This window comes from Exiguobacterium sp. s59, assembly GCF_018617475.1.
Taxonomy (GTDB): Bacteria; Bacillota; Bacilli; order Exiguobacteriales; family Exiguobacteriaceae; genus Exiguobacterium; species Exiguobacterium aestuarii.
Map to the genome: position 1 here is coordinate 74,456 of NZ_JACSKG010000007.1, position 16,503 is coordinate 90,958.

The 16,503-nt window shown below is 44.1% G+C and carries 17 protein-coding genes; 6 read left to right on the top strand and 11 right to left on the bottom strand.

The genetic code is table 11. From position 1 onward, the window contains the following. Positions 1–8 precede the first annotated feature (8 nt). The 10 genes from KNO91_RS13615 to KNO91_RS13660 all read right to left on the bottom strand — a co-directional run bounded on the left by KNO91_RS13615 (position 9) and on the right by KNO91_RS13660 (position 8,351). Complete coding sequence (locus KNO91_RS13615) at positions 9–563, bottom strand: hypothetical protein (RefSeq protein WP_214818407.1); 555 nt, start codon at positions 561–563, stop codon at positions 9–11. Between the two features lie 67 nt (positions 564–630). Beyond that, positions 631–930 (bottom strand): DUF5592 family protein, encoded by a 300-nt coding sequence (locus tag KNO91_RS13620; protein WP_214818410.1) that lies wholly within the window; start codon positions 928–930, stop codon positions 631–633. A 6-nt stretch (positions 931–936) separates the two neighbouring features. Beyond that, entirely contained in the window at positions 937–2,892 is a 1,956-nt protein-coding gene (locus KNO91_RS13625; protein ID WP_214818413.1) for a pLS20_p028 family conjugation system transmembrane protein, read from the bottom strand. 15 nt (positions 2,893–2,907) lie between these two features. Beyond that, positions 2,908–3,324 carry a hypothetical protein gene (locus KNO91_RS13630; RefSeq protein ID WP_026824338.1) on the bottom strand — a complete coding sequence of 139 codons (417 nt, stop codon included), beginning with the start codon at positions 3,322–3,324 and terminating at the stop codon, positions 2,908–2,910. A gap of 16 nt (positions 3,325–3,340) precedes the next feature. Further along, complete coding sequence (locus KNO91_RS13635; protein WP_012390470.1) at positions 3,341–3,583, bottom strand: hypothetical protein; 243 nt, start codon at positions 3,581–3,583, stop codon at positions 3,341–3,343. 16 nt (positions 3,584–3,599) lie between these two features. Continuing rightward, positions 3,600–5,834 (bottom strand): VirD4-like conjugal transfer protein, CD1115 family, encoded by a 2,235-nt coding sequence (locus KNO91_RS13640; RefSeq protein WP_214818416.1) that lies wholly within the window; start codon positions 5,832–5,834, stop codon positions 3,600–3,602. Positions 5,835–5,983: 149 nt separating this feature from the next. Then, complete coding sequence (locus tag KNO91_RS13645; protein ID WP_214818419.1) at positions 5,984–7,078, bottom strand: hypothetical protein; 1,095 nt, start codon at positions 7,076–7,078, stop codon at positions 5,984–5,986. Between the two features lie 66 nt (positions 7,079–7,144). Next, positions 7,145–7,369, bottom strand: a complete 225-nt coding sequence (locus KNO91_RS13650) for a hypothetical protein (RefSeq protein ID WP_012390467.1) — start codon at positions 7,367–7,369, stop codon at positions 7,145–7,147. A gap of 12 nt (positions 7,370–7,381) precedes the next feature. After that, entirely contained in the window at positions 7,382–7,564 is a 183-nt protein-coding gene (locus tag KNO91_RS13655; protein ID WP_021065836.1) for a hypothetical protein, read from the bottom strand. A gap of 298 nt (positions 7,565–7,862) precedes the next feature. Further along, the gene (locus KNO91_RS13660; RefSeq protein ID WP_214818421.1) at positions 7,863–8,351 is read right to left on the bottom strand and encodes a helix-turn-helix domain-containing protein; all 489 of its coding nucleotides are present in this window, start codon (positions 8,349–8,351) and stop codon (positions 7,863–7,865) included. Positions 8,352–8,674: 323 nt separating this feature from the next. Here KNO91_RS13660 and KNO91_RS13665 point away from each other — a divergent pair, with 323 nt between their 5' ends. The 4 genes from KNO91_RS13665 (at position 8,675) to KNO91_RS13680 (ending at position 13,335) form a co-directional block, all read left to right on the top strand. Further along, a complete protein-coding gene (locus KNO91_RS13665) occupies positions 8,675–8,914 on the top strand; it encodes a helix-turn-helix domain-containing protein (protein ID WP_214818423.1) in 240 nt (79 codons plus the stop codon). A gap of 247 nt (positions 8,915–9,161) precedes the next feature. Next, positions 9,162–11,312, top strand: a complete 2,151-nt coding sequence (locus tag KNO91_RS13670) for a DEAD/DEAH box helicase (protein ID WP_214818425.1) — start codon at positions 9,162–9,164, stop codon at positions 11,310–11,312. Next, positions 11,309–12,034, top strand: a complete 726-nt coding sequence (locus tag KNO91_RS13675; protein WP_214818427.1) for a DUF2290 domain-containing protein — start codon at positions 11,309–11,311, stop codon at positions 12,032–12,034. Before KNO91_RS13670 ends, KNO91_RS13675 begins: the two co-directional genes overlap by 4 nt. A gap of 275 nt (positions 12,035–12,309) precedes the next feature. After that, a complete protein-coding gene (locus KNO91_RS13680) occupies positions 12,310–13,335 on the top strand; it encodes a tyrosine-type recombinase/integrase (protein ID WP_214818429.1) in 1,026 nt (341 codons plus the stop codon). A 209-nt stretch (positions 13,336–13,544) separates the two neighbouring features. Here KNO91_RS13680 and KNO91_RS13685 read toward each other — a convergent pair whose 3' ends face one another. Continuing rightward, positions 13,545–14,912, bottom strand: coding sequence for an AbiJ-related protein (locus tag KNO91_RS13685; RefSeq protein ID WP_214818430.1), 1,368 nt, complete (start codon positions 14,910–14,912; stop codon positions 13,545–13,547). Between the two features lie 614 nt (positions 14,913–15,526). Between KNO91_RS13685 and KNO91_RS15470 the strand changes: the two genes are divergently transcribed. Further along, positions 15,527–15,595 (top strand): hypothetical protein, encoded by a 69-nt coding sequence (locus KNO91_RS15470; RefSeq protein ID WP_371743097.1) that lies wholly within the window; start codon positions 15,527–15,529, stop codon positions 15,593–15,595. Between the two features lie 235 nt (positions 15,596–15,830). Further along, positions 15,831–16,253, top strand: coding sequence for a VOC family protein (locus tag KNO91_RS15475; protein WP_371816671.1), 423 nt, complete (start codon positions 15,831–15,833; stop codon positions 16,251–16,253). Positions 16,254–16,503 lie beyond the last annotated feature (250 nt).

Consider the following 16,503-nt stretch of genomic DNA (forward strand, 5'->3'; position numbering starts at 1 on the left):
TCCTTTCTTCAGGCGTCGAGTTGGGGTTTCGTGTTCGGGTTGTTCAGTTGATAGAGCACATGCACCTTCTGGTCGAGTGTCAGCTCGCGCATCGGGTTCGAGCGGCGGAGCAGTTTATAGAGATGCGTCTTCCGCTCGCGTAGCGTCCGCTCGTCGTCGGCATAAAAAAAGAGGAGATAATCGCGATTGGTGCGATGCTCCTCGAGGTATTCGAGCTCCTGCTTCTTTTTGAGTAAAAAGGGCAGGTAGGCCGGTGTCTGATGTTGTCGAATCTGTCGTTCGATGCTGATTTTTTGCCGCTCGAGATTGAGTGGTGTGTTCAGCGGCACGACCTTGAGCGGGTGCGTGTACGCTTGCAAAAGATAGGCAAGCGAGAATACGTCATGGTCCTTTTCCTCCTCGTTCAAGGAGTAGATGTCCTTCGAGGTGAGTTGGACCATGTCGAGATAGGTCCCATCCCGCATCTCGAATGCTTCGGTCCCGGTGACGTCGACGACCGGCATCAGTTCGGCGACCGTCGGTTTGACGACGACCTTGTCTTTGATCTTCCGTTTCTCGACCACGTCCTGTTCGTCGAGCCAGGTGCCCGTGCGTCTCGGTTCTTGTAGCGACTCCTCGATGAACGCCATCTCAGTCACGTCCTTTCGTGTGCGCGTCGAGCGCGAGATAGGTGTCTTTCCGTTTGATGAGCGTGTAATAGAGCGCGTGGACCATCCGCTTCTGCGGGTTCGTCGTCGGCCGGAGTACCATGAACAGCCCGAAGACGACGAGGAAGACCGTGAAAGGGATGTGCAGCACGGACGGGATGAACGGGAGCGTCACGAGCCGGAGCACGATGAGCCCGACAAGGAACAGGAAGTCATGCAGATAGAGCATCTTGTTGATCTTCAGTTCGGTCGTGACCTCGTTCGGAATTCGGTAGTTGCGCATAGGTCATCACTCCTTTTTCTTCGTGTTGTCAGGTTGAGGCGGCGAAGTCGGATAAATCCGTCGTGACTCTTCATGATTCTGCGTATGACGATGCGTCTGATTTTCACGCACCTGTTCGATGACCTCGGTCTCGACATCGAGCACGGTGTCTTGATGGATGGTCCGTCGGGCGCGTCCTTGACGTTTCTCTGATGCCGCATCACTCGAATCTATCGTAGATGACGTAGATGAGTCGTTTGAATGTGGTGTTTTTTGTTGCGTCGGTGGCGTCTGAGCTTCTCCGGCTACCGATTCGCTTTGACGATTATCAGGTCCGGATGCGTTATCGATAGAACGAGTGACCGGTTCGATAGGCGACGAACTAGGGCTTGGAGAATGACCAGAACTTGAATGATCGTGAATCGACTCCGGTCTTGATGTCTCCGATGATGTTGTTTGATGGTCGGGTCCACGTTCGGTATTTGATTCAGGGTTCGTCGCATGAATCGATTCGGGAGACGTGCGGCCCGACGCTTCTTTCTCGTGTGGGGAACCGTGCACTTCAAGCCCGGATTCTTGACCGTTGTTTGGTTGCGCAACGTCCTTTGGATTTGTCGGTTTCTCTTGATCGGTCTGCGTGCGACTTGCGGTTTGGTTCTCTTGAGCGACATTGTCTGGATCAATGTGTCTCTCGGTGTCCATCCGCTGTGAAGCTTGGTCCGCTGCACTAAGTGTTGAACCGTTATGCGGCACGGCATTTGAATCCACCCGTGTCGTCGCGGCCTCATGAAGCGATGGCATCTTTTGTGCGCTTTGTGTGGCACGCGCGACCTTTGAGACCGCATGGGCACCGGCCGAGGTCACGCCTTTCCCGGCAGCATAGGCGCTGAGGGCGACACCCCAGCCCCGTTTGAGTCCGGCATCAATCCCGAACAGCCGCTCGACCATGTTCGGTCCGTCGATCAAGGCGACCGAGAAGGCGATGAGGGCGATCAGGTAGGCGAACCCGTCCAACGTCTCCGCGAGATAGGCGGTCCCGATCGTGTACAACTTGATGGAGACGAAGATCAGGATGATCACGAGGAACGTGTTCAAAATGCTTTGGATGACCTTTTTCGTCTTTTGACCACTGTGCAGATCGGCCGGTGCGACGAGGATTGCCAAGACATAGTTGAAGGCAAGCTCGAACGAGAGACGAGCCAGTTTGTAGGCGATCGAGAACAGCGTGAAGCCCATGATTCCGAGTGTCACGAAGATGGTCAACCAGTTCGGCTGATAGCGGTAGTAATACTGGTTGTTCCATTCGACGCCACTTTGGTCGAGTTTACCGAGACTTGTCTCTTTTCCGTTCCATAGAATATAGGACTCGGCCAATTTGTTTCCTGTTGCCGATAAGTCATAGTTGTTCTTGTCGAAAATCTCATTAATTCGGATATTATCAATCAACTCAGTCGGAATGGCATTTAATGATTCGCCTGTATTAGCATCAAAATTCTTCGAATCGTGCTCAATCAAATCATGCACATTCCGCTTTAAGATACTCTCAGATAATGAGGCTTCTCCGTCGTAAAGCGAGTCTGTTCCGATTTCTGCGATTGCCTCGTCAGAGAACTCCTGAATTCGGCTCATAGTTGGTGAAAGTAAACCTAAGATCAATAGTGTGATGAACAGGTTGATCAAAAAACTCTCACGTTCAAATTTCTTTTGGAAAATCAACAAGTACCCAGTGAACAAGAAACTTCCTGCTAAAAGAACATACAAAAAAGGTTGAATCGTAAGAACGAATTCAACCACTTGTTCATTATTGAAGAATGTATTGGTTAATAGGATTTGATTCGTGATTGATTCAAGGCCGTCAATCAAGACTGATAGTCCTCTGACAAGAATCCATCCCATTGAGCGCAGTGCGTCATTGACCATACTACTTATTTGGAGTACATCTTCGTATTCCTGTAATTTGGTGATTAAATCGGAATCAGCCATTGAAAGACCCCCAATCTACTGAGTCCTAGTAAAGAAGTCTGCTAACTGTTGTTTGTAATTATCCGCCGTCAACATTCCAACATTGATTTCATCTGTGACGTTTCCATCTTGAATCGAGTATAGAACGGCACCTTTTAGTTCGTCAGTGTATTCAAAGTTACCACGATCGACAAGTTCTTCGCCATCTGGCTGAAACGTATTATAGAGCGTGACTTGTTGACTCTCTTCGTTTGCTACCTCTTTTACGAATTCAACGAACTCTTCGAATTCACCATCTTCTTCTTTTACAATCAGCAAATAATCATCCTCTTCGGCTGTCATGACCTTCTCAACGTGTTCAATATCACGTTGAACCAAAGACTCATTGGAATTTGAGCAAGCTCCAAGTAAAAACAAGCTGATTCCTAAAGTACCCGCAAGTAGTTTCCTCATAACGTTTACCCCTCCGTCAGACGATTTTCCCCTTCAATAGATCCGCGACTTTCAGGTTGACGCGGAAGTCGAACTTATCTATTAGTGTAACAGTTTTCGGGGTGTCTGAGGTGTCGTCCTGATAGACGGTCAGAAAGCCATCGGTCGTCTGAATGTTGAGAACATCGCCCCGTTCGAGGCGGACGCGCTGCGTCTCGATGATCCTCGCGACGACACGCAATTCGTTCTGGATTCGCTTCTCTCTCGCACTCTCGGCCATGGGTTCGGCCTCCTCTCTACGGTGTGCCTTGCTTCAGTTTCTCGAGTCGTTTCGCGATCATTGTGCTCAAAAAGCTCTTCTGGCTGTCGGTGACGTCGTAAACTCCTAGGTTCAGGTTCGTCTCGAACTCGGGTAGGGACATCCCGCCGATGTCATGTCCCTCGAACATCGAGCGGAGGATGCTGTCCTGTAGCACGTCCCGTACCGTCAGTGGCTTTTCTTCCTGATTCGATGGAGCGTTGATTTCTGTTTCGTCTTCTTGCTTCGCAAAACGGATACGGATCTGATCGAAGTCGAGACCGGCGTGACGGCAGGGGATCTCGATGTCATGCAGGGAGCGGTCCGTGTCAAAATCGTCCGCCAGATATTCATAGCGGTATTTCATCGCCGTCCTGCCGCTCAGGAAGATCGGATACGACTGGATGCGTCGCTTCTTCATGTCCTGACGCTTGATGACACGGATGATGATCATCTCGCCTTCTTTGAGTCCCATGACCTCGGTCGCCGTCATGAGCCGACGGCCGTCCACGTTCTCCGTCTTCGATTTTTTGAGTGAGAACGTCTGACCGGACCGAGATTTCGTGACGATGGTCGCCTCACCGAGTTTCTTCGAAATCAGTTCGGCGGTCGACTCGTCCGCGGTCAACAGATAGTGCGTGTTCCCGCAGTTGCCATCAATCGTCTTCCAATCCTCCCCGTACAGGTTCTCGAGTTGGGAGTAGGCCTGGATGACAAGATTGAAACGCATGTTCCGACCGAGACAGACGGTGATGATGTTGGCCATGCCTTCGATTGGCGGCATGTTGCCGAATTCATCGAGTAAGAAAACGACCTGACGCTCACATTTGCCTTGTATAGTCTGCGAGGCGACCCGGGCGAGCGCCGTGTACACCTGTTTGATATAAAGGGATGCGATGACATTGAATGTCGGGTCATAGTCCGGGACAATCAGGAACACCGCCACAGGTTGGAGTTGATGCATCACTTCACGGATTTGGATTGCACCGTCGATAGAGTAATCGAATTGTCCGGTTTCCTCGTCCTGCGCTTCTAACTGAATCGTTGAAGTACCTGAGTCGGTCGAGATTTGAACGGTGTTTCCAGATTGAAGCGACGACGTATGGTACACGATGAAGCTGCCGTCGTCGTCCGTCGTGAGCGCATGGGTCGTCCCATCGGGGAACGTGAATGTGAGTCGTGTCAAAGGCTCGGTCCGTCCGCTGATCCAGCGGTTGAATCCGATGCGTCGCATGTCGAGCGAGTTCATCGACGTCAGCTTCCCGGTCCCGTTCAACGTGAAGATCCCGAGTTTCGCATTGGTATTGGCTAAAATACTCGCCCGTGTCTGCCCACCCGAGAAGTGGAGCGTCGCGAACTGGAGCCGGGCGGGATGGTTCTCCGGGAACCGTTGAAAGAACTCGTCCAGTGCGGAGATCTCCTGTCCTTGTCGCGTCACGACCATCCGTGAGCCGAGGTCCGAGAGCATGAGCGCGACGTTGTACATGTTGATCTTCTCCGGTGTATCCTTCGCCTCCTCACAGAGCCCGAGGATGAGCGCCGTGCACAGGTCGATCGACGAGTTGGCCCAGAACGGATCTCGCGCCTTCGGGTCATGGTACAACATGAATGCGACCGAGCGTGCATACTGTTGGGCGAGCGAGTAGTTCTCCCCAAGGAACGCATCGATCGTCAGTTGCAACAGGTTGTACGACATCGATTGGAGCGGGTTCATCAGGTTCAACACTTCGACCTGATAGCCGCGTTGCTCGAGCGTCTCCTTCGATGCGGCGAAGAGTTCACCTTTCGGGTCGTTGATGATCAAACTCGCCTGGTCACGCGCCCGGCTGTACAGGTCGATCGTTGAGAAGACGAACGTCTCGCCCTTCCCGGATCGGGTCGTCCCGATGACGAGGTTATTGACGGGCGAGTCGTCGATGAATAGCTCGTTCTTGACTCGTCCGACGGGGACACCACCTAATCCGTCATAGCGCTTCTTCCGGTCCGGGACGCGACGATACTGTTGTTTCAATTCATCGAATGAGGTGAAGCGGGCGCTCCCTTTCTGATTCTGTCGCAGATCCCGGAAGTTCAGCCATACCTTGCCGAACACGACCAATCCGATGAACAGACTGAACGCGATCAGTCCGATCAAGACGGTCGAAGAGGGAAGACTCACCTCCAAGAACAAAGAGGGTGAGAGCGTCGGAATCGTCGCCCCGGCCAATAGCCCTTCTTTTAGAATTGGGGTCATGATTTGTCGAATGGTGTTGTAGACCCCATTCAGTAGATAAAAAATCCCGACCGGTAACACCAACAGGCAGAACAAGGCGGGGAAGATCAGACGTATCGGGAATCGTGGTGATTGGGACGGAGTTCTCAATTATTTCACCTACCTTAATCTCAATAATGAATCGTTTGCAACTCAACTTCTTCAGTAGCGATAGCGGATTGAATCTTCTCACGAGCTGAAGTGTCCTTGCTAGATGTTTTCTTTAGCTTCTCGTTCAGTCCGTCGATCGTGGCCGTGATGTCTTGGTATTTATCGATTTTTGCTTGTACGGCAGGGTCGTTTGTCTTGGATGCCCACTCGTTCGCGGACTCGATGTCACCGAGATAGAGATAGGCGGTCACTTTCGCCGAGATACGGGGAGCGGTCCACTCCACGTCTTTCGTATTGGCCACTGTCCCATGATCCCGTTCCAGTGCGGCGATATCGAACGCACCCTCATCGGTCGGATGTGACGCTTGGAAGTCCTGAAGCCGTTCCAGTTTTTCCTTATCGGCTAGATTGAGCCCGGCCAGCTTCGTCTCGATCAGGATGGGGTCACCCGTGAGTTCGAGCGCTTTCTGATCCGCATCTTCTTCGAGATAAAGGTCGACTAATAGAGCATTCTCTTCCTCGGACCGGTCTTTTCGTTCCAACAGTTTGATGAGGTACGACTCTTCGCCTTGGAGCGCCTGTTCGTAGGCGTCTAACCACCTTTGTTCAGTACCGGTCACCTGTTCGGCGTGCGCCTCCTTGTCGATGAACCATTGCGCGGCAGTGAATAATGTGGTGAATAGAATCCCAACCGTGGCCGCCCCGTAGATGAGGCGGCGCTGTATTCGGGTCAGGCGTGACTGATAGGTCGACGATACAATCGGATTCGATTTAGCGGACGGGCGCTTATAGTCTTCCGGTGTCTCGGACTCGATCTCGTCGAGGATCCACATCTTCTTCGCGTTATCCTCTTTCTTCGTCCGGATCCGTTGTACCCGGTCCTTCACTTGATGATACAGGTTCGGATAGGTGCCTCCGGTCCCGAACGTGAACGTCCCTCGATAGAGCAGCTCGTCTTTCTGATCGAAGAGCCGGAAGTCACCGGAACAGCTCGTCCCTTCCTCGCTACGTGCCTGATGTAGATCATGTGTTGCCACGACGGCCTCGGCGAAGGTGAGCCGCTCATAGTTCTGAATCCGTGTGTCCGGTACGTCGGTGAATCGTACAAACAGCATCTCGTTCCTCCTCTCGTTTCAAGCAACAAAAAAAGCCTTCCGATTGGAACGCTACGTGTGTGTGCATTAGAATTTGATGTTCTGGTCGACCATCTCGGCGAGCGTGAACGCGCCCATGACGATGATCAGACCGACGGCGCCCCCGACGAGCCACCCGACGGCCTTCGAGCGGCCGCGATCCCCGCCGAAAATAAAATAGAAGCCCCCGATCGCGAAGGCGATGGCCGCGGCGATGACGGCGAGCCCCTGGAAGAACTGAAGCAAGCTGAGCCCTGTCTCATTGAGTCCCATGTCGTTCCCTCCTTAGTCCTGGTGCGCCGGCGACTTGAAGCTGAGCTTCGCCTCGAGCGCCTCCAAAATGAGTTCCTGGTTGTCTTGGATGACCTGTTGATGTTGTTCGTCGAGCCACTCCTCATAGTCCTTCCCTCGGATGCGTAAGAGTTTCTCGGCAAAGCTTCGGTTCTGTTTCTGTTCTTTTGATGCCACGGTACACACTCCCTTCCCTTGATCTCGTGATGTGCAGCAGCACATCATTAAGGACAGTCGGATTTGGTGCGGTGGGTTTCTAGCCGTTCCCCCACGAACTCCGCTCCTCATGAATCTAAGGAGCTGTACAGGGTTTTTCGATGACCCGGAACGATGTTGTGACCTTGTGGCGAGTTTTAGGCGACTCTCGCCGAACCATCTGTGCGTAGATCCCGCCCACCCGGTCACTGGTGAAGGACACGCCGGTATGTGATTGGAGTAGACCATCCTTAAGGATGTGCTGCTGCGTCGATGTCGATTACTGGCGGACTCTTTTTCGCTTCTTGACATGGATGAGCTCGTCATCCGGGTTCTTGCGCTTGGCGAGCACGTGGGCGTCACAGACGACCGTGCGGATCCGATAGTAGAGTTGCGTCAACTGAACCGCTTCACCGCTCGCCTTCTCGATGCCGATGAAACCGTGCAGTTCATACGTCTTGCCGTCGAACGTACGGACCGAGTCTGCCTGCGGTAGTTCCTTCAGGTCGAACCGGCGTCGCTCGAGCTTGGAGACAGAATGTTTTGCCCCGTAACCGAAATCGATGGCATCCCACGGGACCGTCGCGAGCGTGTGCCCGAACGCGCGGGCCAAGTGATCGATGTCCGCGATCGACGGCACCGAACGGTTCTGTTCATATTGGCTGATGGCTGGCTGTGAGATCTCCCCGAACGTCTTCTCGGATAGTTCGATCTGTGACCAGCCCGAGAGCCGGCGGTTCTCCTTCAACCACTCCCCGAATCGATACATAAGCCTTCCCCTTTCTGTAAATCAGAGCAACGACCAAACAGATGTTTCCTTTTATTGGTTCCAATATAACAGGGTGAGGAATAAAAATCATCAGTTTTCTGATATGTCAGGAATTTTACAATTGACGATTCTTGTCGAATCCTCTTTACGTAAGGCTTTAGAGACAACAAAAACTCAATAATTTTTGTTTTGTATTACAAATGTAAAAAAAATAACGCTTTGATTATAGAAAATAATGACAAGTATTTTGATTTCAAGAGATTGTGGTAGGGTAGAGGAATAGAAGAGTTCATAAAGAATAAGTCATGAAGAGAGGACTTTGATTGTGGGGTGAGCAAGTGGAATTGAACGAGGCAATCATCGAGCGGATGAAGGAGCTCGCAGCGGAACGCAACATGACGATACATCAAGTCATTCAAAAAGGCGGGTTGAATCAGGCGACAATTTCAGAACTAATGAGCGGGAGGACTAAACATCCGAAAGTAAGTACGATTCAAAAGTTTTGTGATGGTTTAAATATTTCTCTAAACGATTTTTTTAATGACAAGAAGTTTTTAAAATAGATTTCTAGATTGGATGTAAGGCTTTTAAATGAATCTGAAAGAAAAGATCCGATTTGATTATCTAAGAAACGCAAAATCCTACGAAAGCCAACAAAAAGCAGAAACATTTTTTCTACAGCAAACCTACTAATGATAATATTAATAATAATTAGCCATATACCCTAAATAGTTCGAGCTAATTTTTTTGTACTGGAGAAAAGAAAGCATATAAATTTTAATAATATACATATTATTAGGAGGAAATAAATTGATTGAAATAATCATCCCCCATTCAGATTTTGAGACAGACATAGAAGCAGTAAAATTCGTAAACTATCTTAAAGATCACCAAGAGGAACTATCACTTCAAGATTCTAAGCTTTATTATCGGTATCCATTACTTAAAGAATTTGACGAAAATCTTAGATTTCCAGGTTTTATGATTGTTAGTCCTTTACATGGAATAATTATATTTTCTAAAAACGAAAAATCTGATCGTACTTTTGATGATGATCAAATATTTAATCTATATGAAGAATTAGACGAATTATTTGGTTTCGTTCTAGCACGTCTAATAAAAATTCCTAATTTAAGAAAAAAACGCTCTCGTCGCGAATTGAATGTTCAAATTGAAAGTGTTATTTATACTCCTAACCTTGAAAGGGATTTACCGAGTTTAGAAGACTACGACCACAAGAGTATTAAATCTTTGAATGAATTAAACAACTTATTTAATTCTCTTAAAACTGACAGGATTTCCGAAGATAAATTAAAAGACATTTACTCAATAATTGATGGTACTAGAAACATGCCAAGGCCAGTTAAACGTGACGTGGATCTTGATGAAAATTTAAAAGGGGCAGTTTTGAGTCGTCTTGATTCTCAAATTGCTACTTTTGATCAACAACAGAGGCTGGCAGCTTTAACGATTATCGATGGACCACAACGAATTCGTGGAATGGCTGGTTCTGGAAAAACAATAATTTTAGCTATGAAAGTGGCTCTATTACATCTAGAAAACCCTGACTCGAAGATTCTTTATACCTTTTACACTAAAAGCTTATACGATCAAGTAAAACAATTAATCACAAGGTTTTATAGAATGTATGATGATAATGATCCTAATTGGGATAACATTCACATTTTACATGCTTGGGGTGGAAGAAGCTTACCGGGCGTCTATTACAATTCTTGTATTCAAAATAATGTTAAACCATTAGCTCTTGGAGAAGCTAAAAAACGAGCTATTCTTAAGGATGGGGACATGAGTCCATTTGAGTATATATGCAATGACTTATTAGAGAAAACACAAGGTAACCTTCACAGAGTATATGATTATGTAATGATTGATGAAGGCCAAGATTTTCCTAAAACTTTTTACTGGCTCTGTAGAAAATTAGTTAAGAATGACTGTTTAATTTGGGCCTATGATGAACTACAAAATATACTAGACATAGAACTTCAAGAAACTTTAGATTTATTTGCTAATACTTATGGGGACGAGGGGTTCTCATTACCTGATCTTCAACAAAAACACCCACATCAAAATAATGATATTGTTTTACACAAGAGCTACAGAAATCCAGCTGAAGTACTTGTCACAGCACATGCTATAGGCTTTGGAATTTATAACGATAAACCTTTGCAACGATTGGAAAACAAGGAGCACTGGGAAGACTTGGGTTATGAAGTCATCAATGGCAATTGTGTTACTGGAGAAGACACTGAAATTAAGAGACCCTTAGAAAATAGTCCCTCATTGATTTCTGATTATTATAGCCGTGATGAAATAGTTAAAAGCTATATAGCAACTAGCTTTTCAGACGAGGTAGAGTGGGTTTGTCAAGGTATCATTCATGATATATCAGAAAAACTCTTGCCTGAAGATGTAATGATTATTTGTTTAGATGATCGAAATGTTCATGAGTATTTTAAAAATATTGAAGAACGTCTACAGTCAGACGAAATATATGTTAATAATATTTTGAACTCTTATAGCGGAGATATATTCCACGTAAAAGGTAAAGTAACCTTTACTACTGTTTACCGAGCCAAAGGGAACGAAGCAGCTTCTGTTTATATAATTGGAGCTGACAGTTTAAAAAATGATCGCTTAAATATTGTCGCACGTAATAAATTATTTACATCAATGACCAGAGCAAAAGCTTGGTTAAGATTATCGGGAACAGGAGAAGAGTTTAAATATTTAATTGAAGAGATATCTAAAGCTAAAGCTGAATTCCCAGTTATGAAATTTGTGTACCCGGGTATTGAGGAAATTAAGACTTTACGTAGAGAACTTGCTATAGAAAGTGAAAAAATGAACAGGAACAGAGAGGCCATGTTAAGAACATTAAGTGATCTTGGGATGAACATTGAAGAGGCTATTAAAATGTTACAGGACAATTCTAAAAAATGAGTTTATCTTTAGGTAAATTAAAAACAGAGTATGAAAATGCAAAGAGACTATTAAAAGTCTTAGGAATAAAATTTGAAGAAAATCTTCATAAATCTTCCAGGTTATTAAATAGTGACTTTAGTCAAGAATTCAAAACTGCATCTTTGAAAAAAGATTATTTTAATTGCTATAAAGTGGCCAGAGATAATCAAGATTATAATTTATTATTACAAGACTATTCATTTTTTCAATTCGGATATTCTATGAATGAAAGAGACCAAATAGAGGAGTTGAGGTATGCTTATTACGAAGTCCCGGCTCTTATTGAAAGCTATGAAGAATTTTTAGAAAATCTTGAGTTCTCAATTGAAGAAGTTGGAGATGATTTTTTCGAAGATTACCAACAGTTTATTAGTGAAACAAGACTAAAAAATCATGTCACCAGTATTCGATATGATTACAACTTGGAACAAGCCCAAGAAATTGTTCACCCTACTTCTCATCTTCATATCGGTCAAGAAAATGACGTACGACTTCCTATGTCTTTTGTTATGACACCACAAACTTTCGTTGCTTTTGTAGCTCGTCATTGTTACTGGACAACTTGGCAAGAGGCAATACAAGATCCTACAGTACTTGATTCTTATTTAAGAATCCATACGAATAATAAATTTTTAGAAGACATCCACTTTACACAAAATGATAAAAAAGATATTCATTTTACATTGAAAACAAATTCATAAGCTAATGATAAAGTAACTTTATGTTGTAGGTTTAGTATTTCGTCCTAAATCTACAATATATTTTTAGTTTAATTAACTTGTGATAATATAAGGTTATCACAAGTTACTGGTTTAAATCCGAAATCACCGATACCCATGTATTACTTTTAAATTACTAGAATATCCTTTAAAACATCTGTAAATAATCAAAAATACAGATGTATTACACATAAATCACTAGTTCCTGTTCGTAAGTTTCATTTTGTATGAAAATTGATTAGAAAAGAGGAAGAGGTATGGAGATCAAGAAAAAGCAGCAGGCGTTCGAAGTGGCATTGCGAAAATTGACCGGGGCAAATCCAAAATTAGCCGAGGCGCTGAAAAAGGACCATATCGATCTCGATACGTTAAGTGACATCGAAGTGATTGAATTGTTCTGGGCAACGGAATTATTCCCAATCTACGCTGATAAGAGTCCGCACACGCGTCGTGCCTATAAGCAAGATCTCGAGTTCGTTCTCAGTTTTATGATGACCAAAACTGAAGGTCTAAAGCGCTTAACCGTTCTAGATATTCATCGTTATTTGTTTGACGTAAACGAGCAATATTCACCTCGCACTGCACAACGCAAGAACAATATGTTAAAGCGTCTCCTGACTTACCTTCACATCAATAACTATCATCAACACAACTTAGCTTTTCATGTGAAAAATCAGAAGCGACCAGAACCCCTTCGTCGGGAAGTTGATTTTGAAGAAATTGAACGCATTGCTGAATCGTTTCGTTATACGGTTCAACGAGCGCAAAAAAAGGAGCTCATGGAGCTCCGAAACGAGACGATCGGTTATTTGTTATTGACGACCGGAATGCGTGCTTCAGAGCTTCTTTCCGTAAAATTCAATGACGTGAAACGAAATCAACACACATTTTACATTGAAGTGAAAGGAAAGCGTGATAAATGGCGTCGAATCCCTCTCACCGAGAAAGCGAGTCATCTGATCAATCGATTGCAGACACTCATGATGATTGAAGAAGTGAATTCTCCTTACATCGCTTTCAGTACAAAAAAATCAGAAAAGGCTTTGACTTATGAAGCGCTCCGTTTGATGACTCATAAAGCTGTGGAGATCGTAGCAGCGGAAAATAGTAATCCGCCACACTGGTTCCGCCGTGCTTATATCACAAAACTTCTTGCTAACGGCAATTCGCTAATTGGGGTTATGCAGTTGGTCGGTCACGAATCGATAAACACGACGAACGGTTACTTGCAATCACTTGATCGACTCTCAAACATATCGAACGCTGACTTACCATTTGAATAAATCCCTGAACACTCGGATAAAGTTGTTTCGTTGAACATTAAGATACCTATCATCATCTTAAAGGCAGCATAAATCAATTATAGACGTGCTAGGTTTTCTTCTATTATCAATAAAACCTTTGCAACTTATAAAGAAGAGCGAGCAGGAAAGCATCTTATTTTCAATCTATAAAAACTAACATTCCACTTATATTTAATTTCTATTTTTGGTTATTGGGCATTTGTAGTTTTAATGTCGTACTTCTTAAAGAAGCTGTTAAAGAAGTTTTTTATCAGTTCAGCACTTTTATCTTCATTCATTAATTCATAACCACCGAATCTGTAGACATCATACCCATGTAACTTCAAATCCCGATCTGCCGAAACCATCTCTGCATACCTTTGAGGACTAGCAACGTTTTCTTCTGAATAATGTTGTTTCCCGTCAATTTCAATAACAACTCTTTCTCGATTTGGAAGAAGTAATAAGAAATCCATTCTCTGACGTGGCAGATAAATTTCTCCATTCCGCTGTCTTTTTGTATAGGGATCATAATGAAGGTAAACTTGAGGGATTAGTGCGGGCAGGTTTTGATGATATTGACCTCTGAATAACTGAAAATACGCTTTAAAGAAAGTGATTTCTGGGGGAGAATCTAACGACCTTACCAATCGCTTATACAGCGAAACTTCTTTTTCTTTATAGGATGTCAGTGTAGGATTCATACCGCTCCACCAATCAACTAATTCTGCCCAGTACAATCCATCAGAAGATATTGGATTTTCATAAACCAAACAGTTGTCTTTGTGCTTTACGATGGCAATGTCATTGTTGAGAGAATCATTTATAATAATTTCTGGCTTAGCGCCTACAGCAGCAAAAATAAGGTTCTTTACTTCGCCTCTCACTCCGTTTTGAATTCTAATAACTTTATAGATCGGGTATCCAGAGAGTTGGCTAGTAGGATACAGATAAAATCCATCACTATGCAAATGTTCATTCAATAAATTGATATATGCCTCTTGGGAGGATTGATCTCTTATCATCGGATGAACTAATTGCTCTAAAAAATTCATGAATTCTTGGTCATTTTTTATCAATAATTCAAAGTATTCCTCCAATAAGAACTGTTCATCATAGTCATAATTATTAATCATGTGTTGCCAAATATCCTGAGCAGCGGTATCAAATCTATCATCTCTTGAAGGCATCGCGTCTAAATCCCAAATTCTTTTAAAGAAAGAAACGACATCTGCTCTACCCCATAAATCAGTTCGCTTGTATAGCTCATCAAAAATGTTTTTTCTAGTTATTTCACTGATTTCAAAAACCCCTTTGGGATTCACACTGTACATTAATTTTGATAGAGACTTGGCACTTTCTCCATAGTCGTCAATAATTCTTTTAGAGAGGTCCAAAAGAAAGAGTTGATTCTTCCCCTTTAACCTCTTTTGGACATACAACCTCTTACTAGAGAATGCCTCACTTTCTTCTCCCTCGTCTAATCCATATCTTCCACAGACAATCGGCAAATTATAAGCTTTTTCTCCACTTAAAATATTTGAAATCTCCTCAACTATTTTATTTAATTTTGCCACGAGATCACTCCTCACGATGATCGGATAATCCTAATTAACTTCAATATATACTTAATAACGATCATTTGGGGCGTTTATTCTCCCGTATACTCAACGGACATAATATCTTCTATATCATTACTAGGCCTAAAGAACACGGCGAACGGACGAAATATTGGATGAAGCTTTAGGGATTCCCGGTCCGCGACCAACACTTTTTCTCTGTCATGGCAGATCATCAAAAAAGGGGATTTATAACCGAGCTAAACCTTGATTACTACCTTGATGATAAGCCCGAAGTTTTTAACGTATTGAAAGAGTTCAATGGAACAAAGTTGATTGTACGAGCCCTGACTTACAATCGGCACTTAACGTTCTCAAGAATAGTAGGTTGGACAATACATTCATAATTTTCTTGAAGGAGTCAAACAAAGAAAGTAGTAGACAGGACTTCACTTCTGACTCTTCTCCATTCATCAGCGAGAATTAATAAGTGAATTCAGAAGAACTTTCAAGTTTGGCGGTAGTGGAAAATTCACACTGTTTCGATTCGTTATCAGAATACCTTTATAAGAAAAATTCAAAATGGCCTTCCATCGTCCCCTATCACTTTTGTCAGTCACGTTCACCTTAAATTGTTAGATATCGAGCGCTCATTACGTTTTTATCAGGATGTCATCGGTTTTAAGATTTACGAGAGATAGTCAAAGGTTGCCAAGTTGACTGCAGATGGTACGACTGTGTTGCTATCAATCGATCAGCCAGAAAGAGTGACCCCAATACCTCGTCGTACGACAGGATTGTATCACCTAGCTTTTGTATCACCTAGCTTTTCTATTACCTAATCGCTTCGACTTAGGAAGAGTTATCAAACATCTTTTAAAGCAAGAATATCCATTACAAGGAGCCGCGGACCATTTAGTCAGCAAATCCCTCTATATGACGGATACGGATGGGAACGAAATCGATATTTATTTTGATTGTAACTCATCAAAATGGGTTTGGAGAAATAATGAAGTCGTGATGCCTTCAGAACCCTTAGAGGCTGATAAGCTGCTAGAGGCCGCGTCGGAATCAACGTGGGATGGTTTGCCAACCGCCACACTACTCTGTCATATTCATTTACATGTCAATGATATGAGCAAGAATCTAAACAAGGGGCTGGGGTTCAAGGTCGTCAGACGTTATGGTGAGCAGGCGAGTTTCATCTCTGATGGTAAATATTATCATCACATCACTTTGAATAAAAAGAGAGATAACATTGTTTTTCAGTTAAAAGTTATCGGAGCTATGATAAGCACGAAACACAAAAAGTTTGTTGTTACTGCCCCCTCAGGAAATCGTATTTACTTGTCTTACTGATTAAGTTTAATGATTGGATTGGAGTCTTAAATGGTTCTCCTTTCATTTTCAAATGTTAAATCTTATCAGGTTATATTGAAAACGTTAGCTTTGTGCTAGCGTTTTTTTGCATTACGATTTCAGGAGAACACGAGAATCAAATGTCAGAAGTAAGTACTCTCTTTTTTACACTACAATATTAATTGTTTTTCTTTCTTGATTCGTACCTTTTTATGATTTCCTTTCCTTTAACGTTTATCTATTCAATCTC

Excerpts from the sequence above, each read along its gene's own strand:
- KNO91_RS13620 (WP_214818410.1), bottom strand. The coding sequence starts at position 930 with ATGCGCAACTACCGAATTCCGAACGAGGTCACGACCGAACTGAAGATC.
- KNO91_RS13625 (WP_214818413.1), bottom strand. The coding sequence starts at position 2,892 with ATGGCTGATTCCGATTTAATCACCAAATTACAGGAATACGAAGATGTA.
- KNO91_RS13630 (WP_026824338.1), bottom strand. The coding sequence starts at position 3,324 with ATGAGGAAACTACTTGCGGGTACTTTAGGAATCAGCTTGTTTTTACTT.
- KNO91_RS13635 (WP_012390470.1), bottom strand. The coding sequence starts at position 3,583 with ATGGCCGAGAGTGCGAGAGAGAAGCGAATCCAGAACGAATTGCGTGTC.
- KNO91_RS13640 (WP_214818416.1), bottom strand. The coding sequence starts at position 5,834 with ATGACCCCAATTCTAAAAGAAGGGCTATTGGCCGGGGCGACGATTCCG.
- KNO91_RS13645 (WP_214818419.1), bottom strand. The coding sequence starts at position 7,078 with ATGCTGTTTGTACGATTCACCGACGTACCGGACACACGGATTCAGAAC.
- KNO91_RS13650 (WP_012390467.1), bottom strand. The coding sequence starts at position 7,369 with ATGGGACTCAATGAGACAGGGCTCAGCTTGCTTCAGTTCTTCCAGGGG.
- KNO91_RS13660 (WP_214818421.1), bottom strand. The coding sequence starts at position 8,351 with ATGTATCGATTCGGGGAGTGGTTGAAGGAGAACCGCCGGCTCTCGGGC.
- KNO91_RS13675 (WP_214818427.1), top strand. The coding sequence starts at position 11,309 with ATGAGTTTATCTTTAGGTAAATTAAAAACAGAGTATGAAAATGCAAAG.
- KNO91_RS13680 (WP_214818429.1), top strand. The coding sequence starts at position 12,310 with ATGGAGATCAAGAAAAAGCAGCAGGCGTTCGAAGTGGCATTGCGAAAA.
- KNO91_RS15475 (WP_371816671.1), top strand. The coding sequence starts at position 15,831 with ATGACGGATACGGATGGGAACGAAATCGATATTTATTTTGATTGTAAC.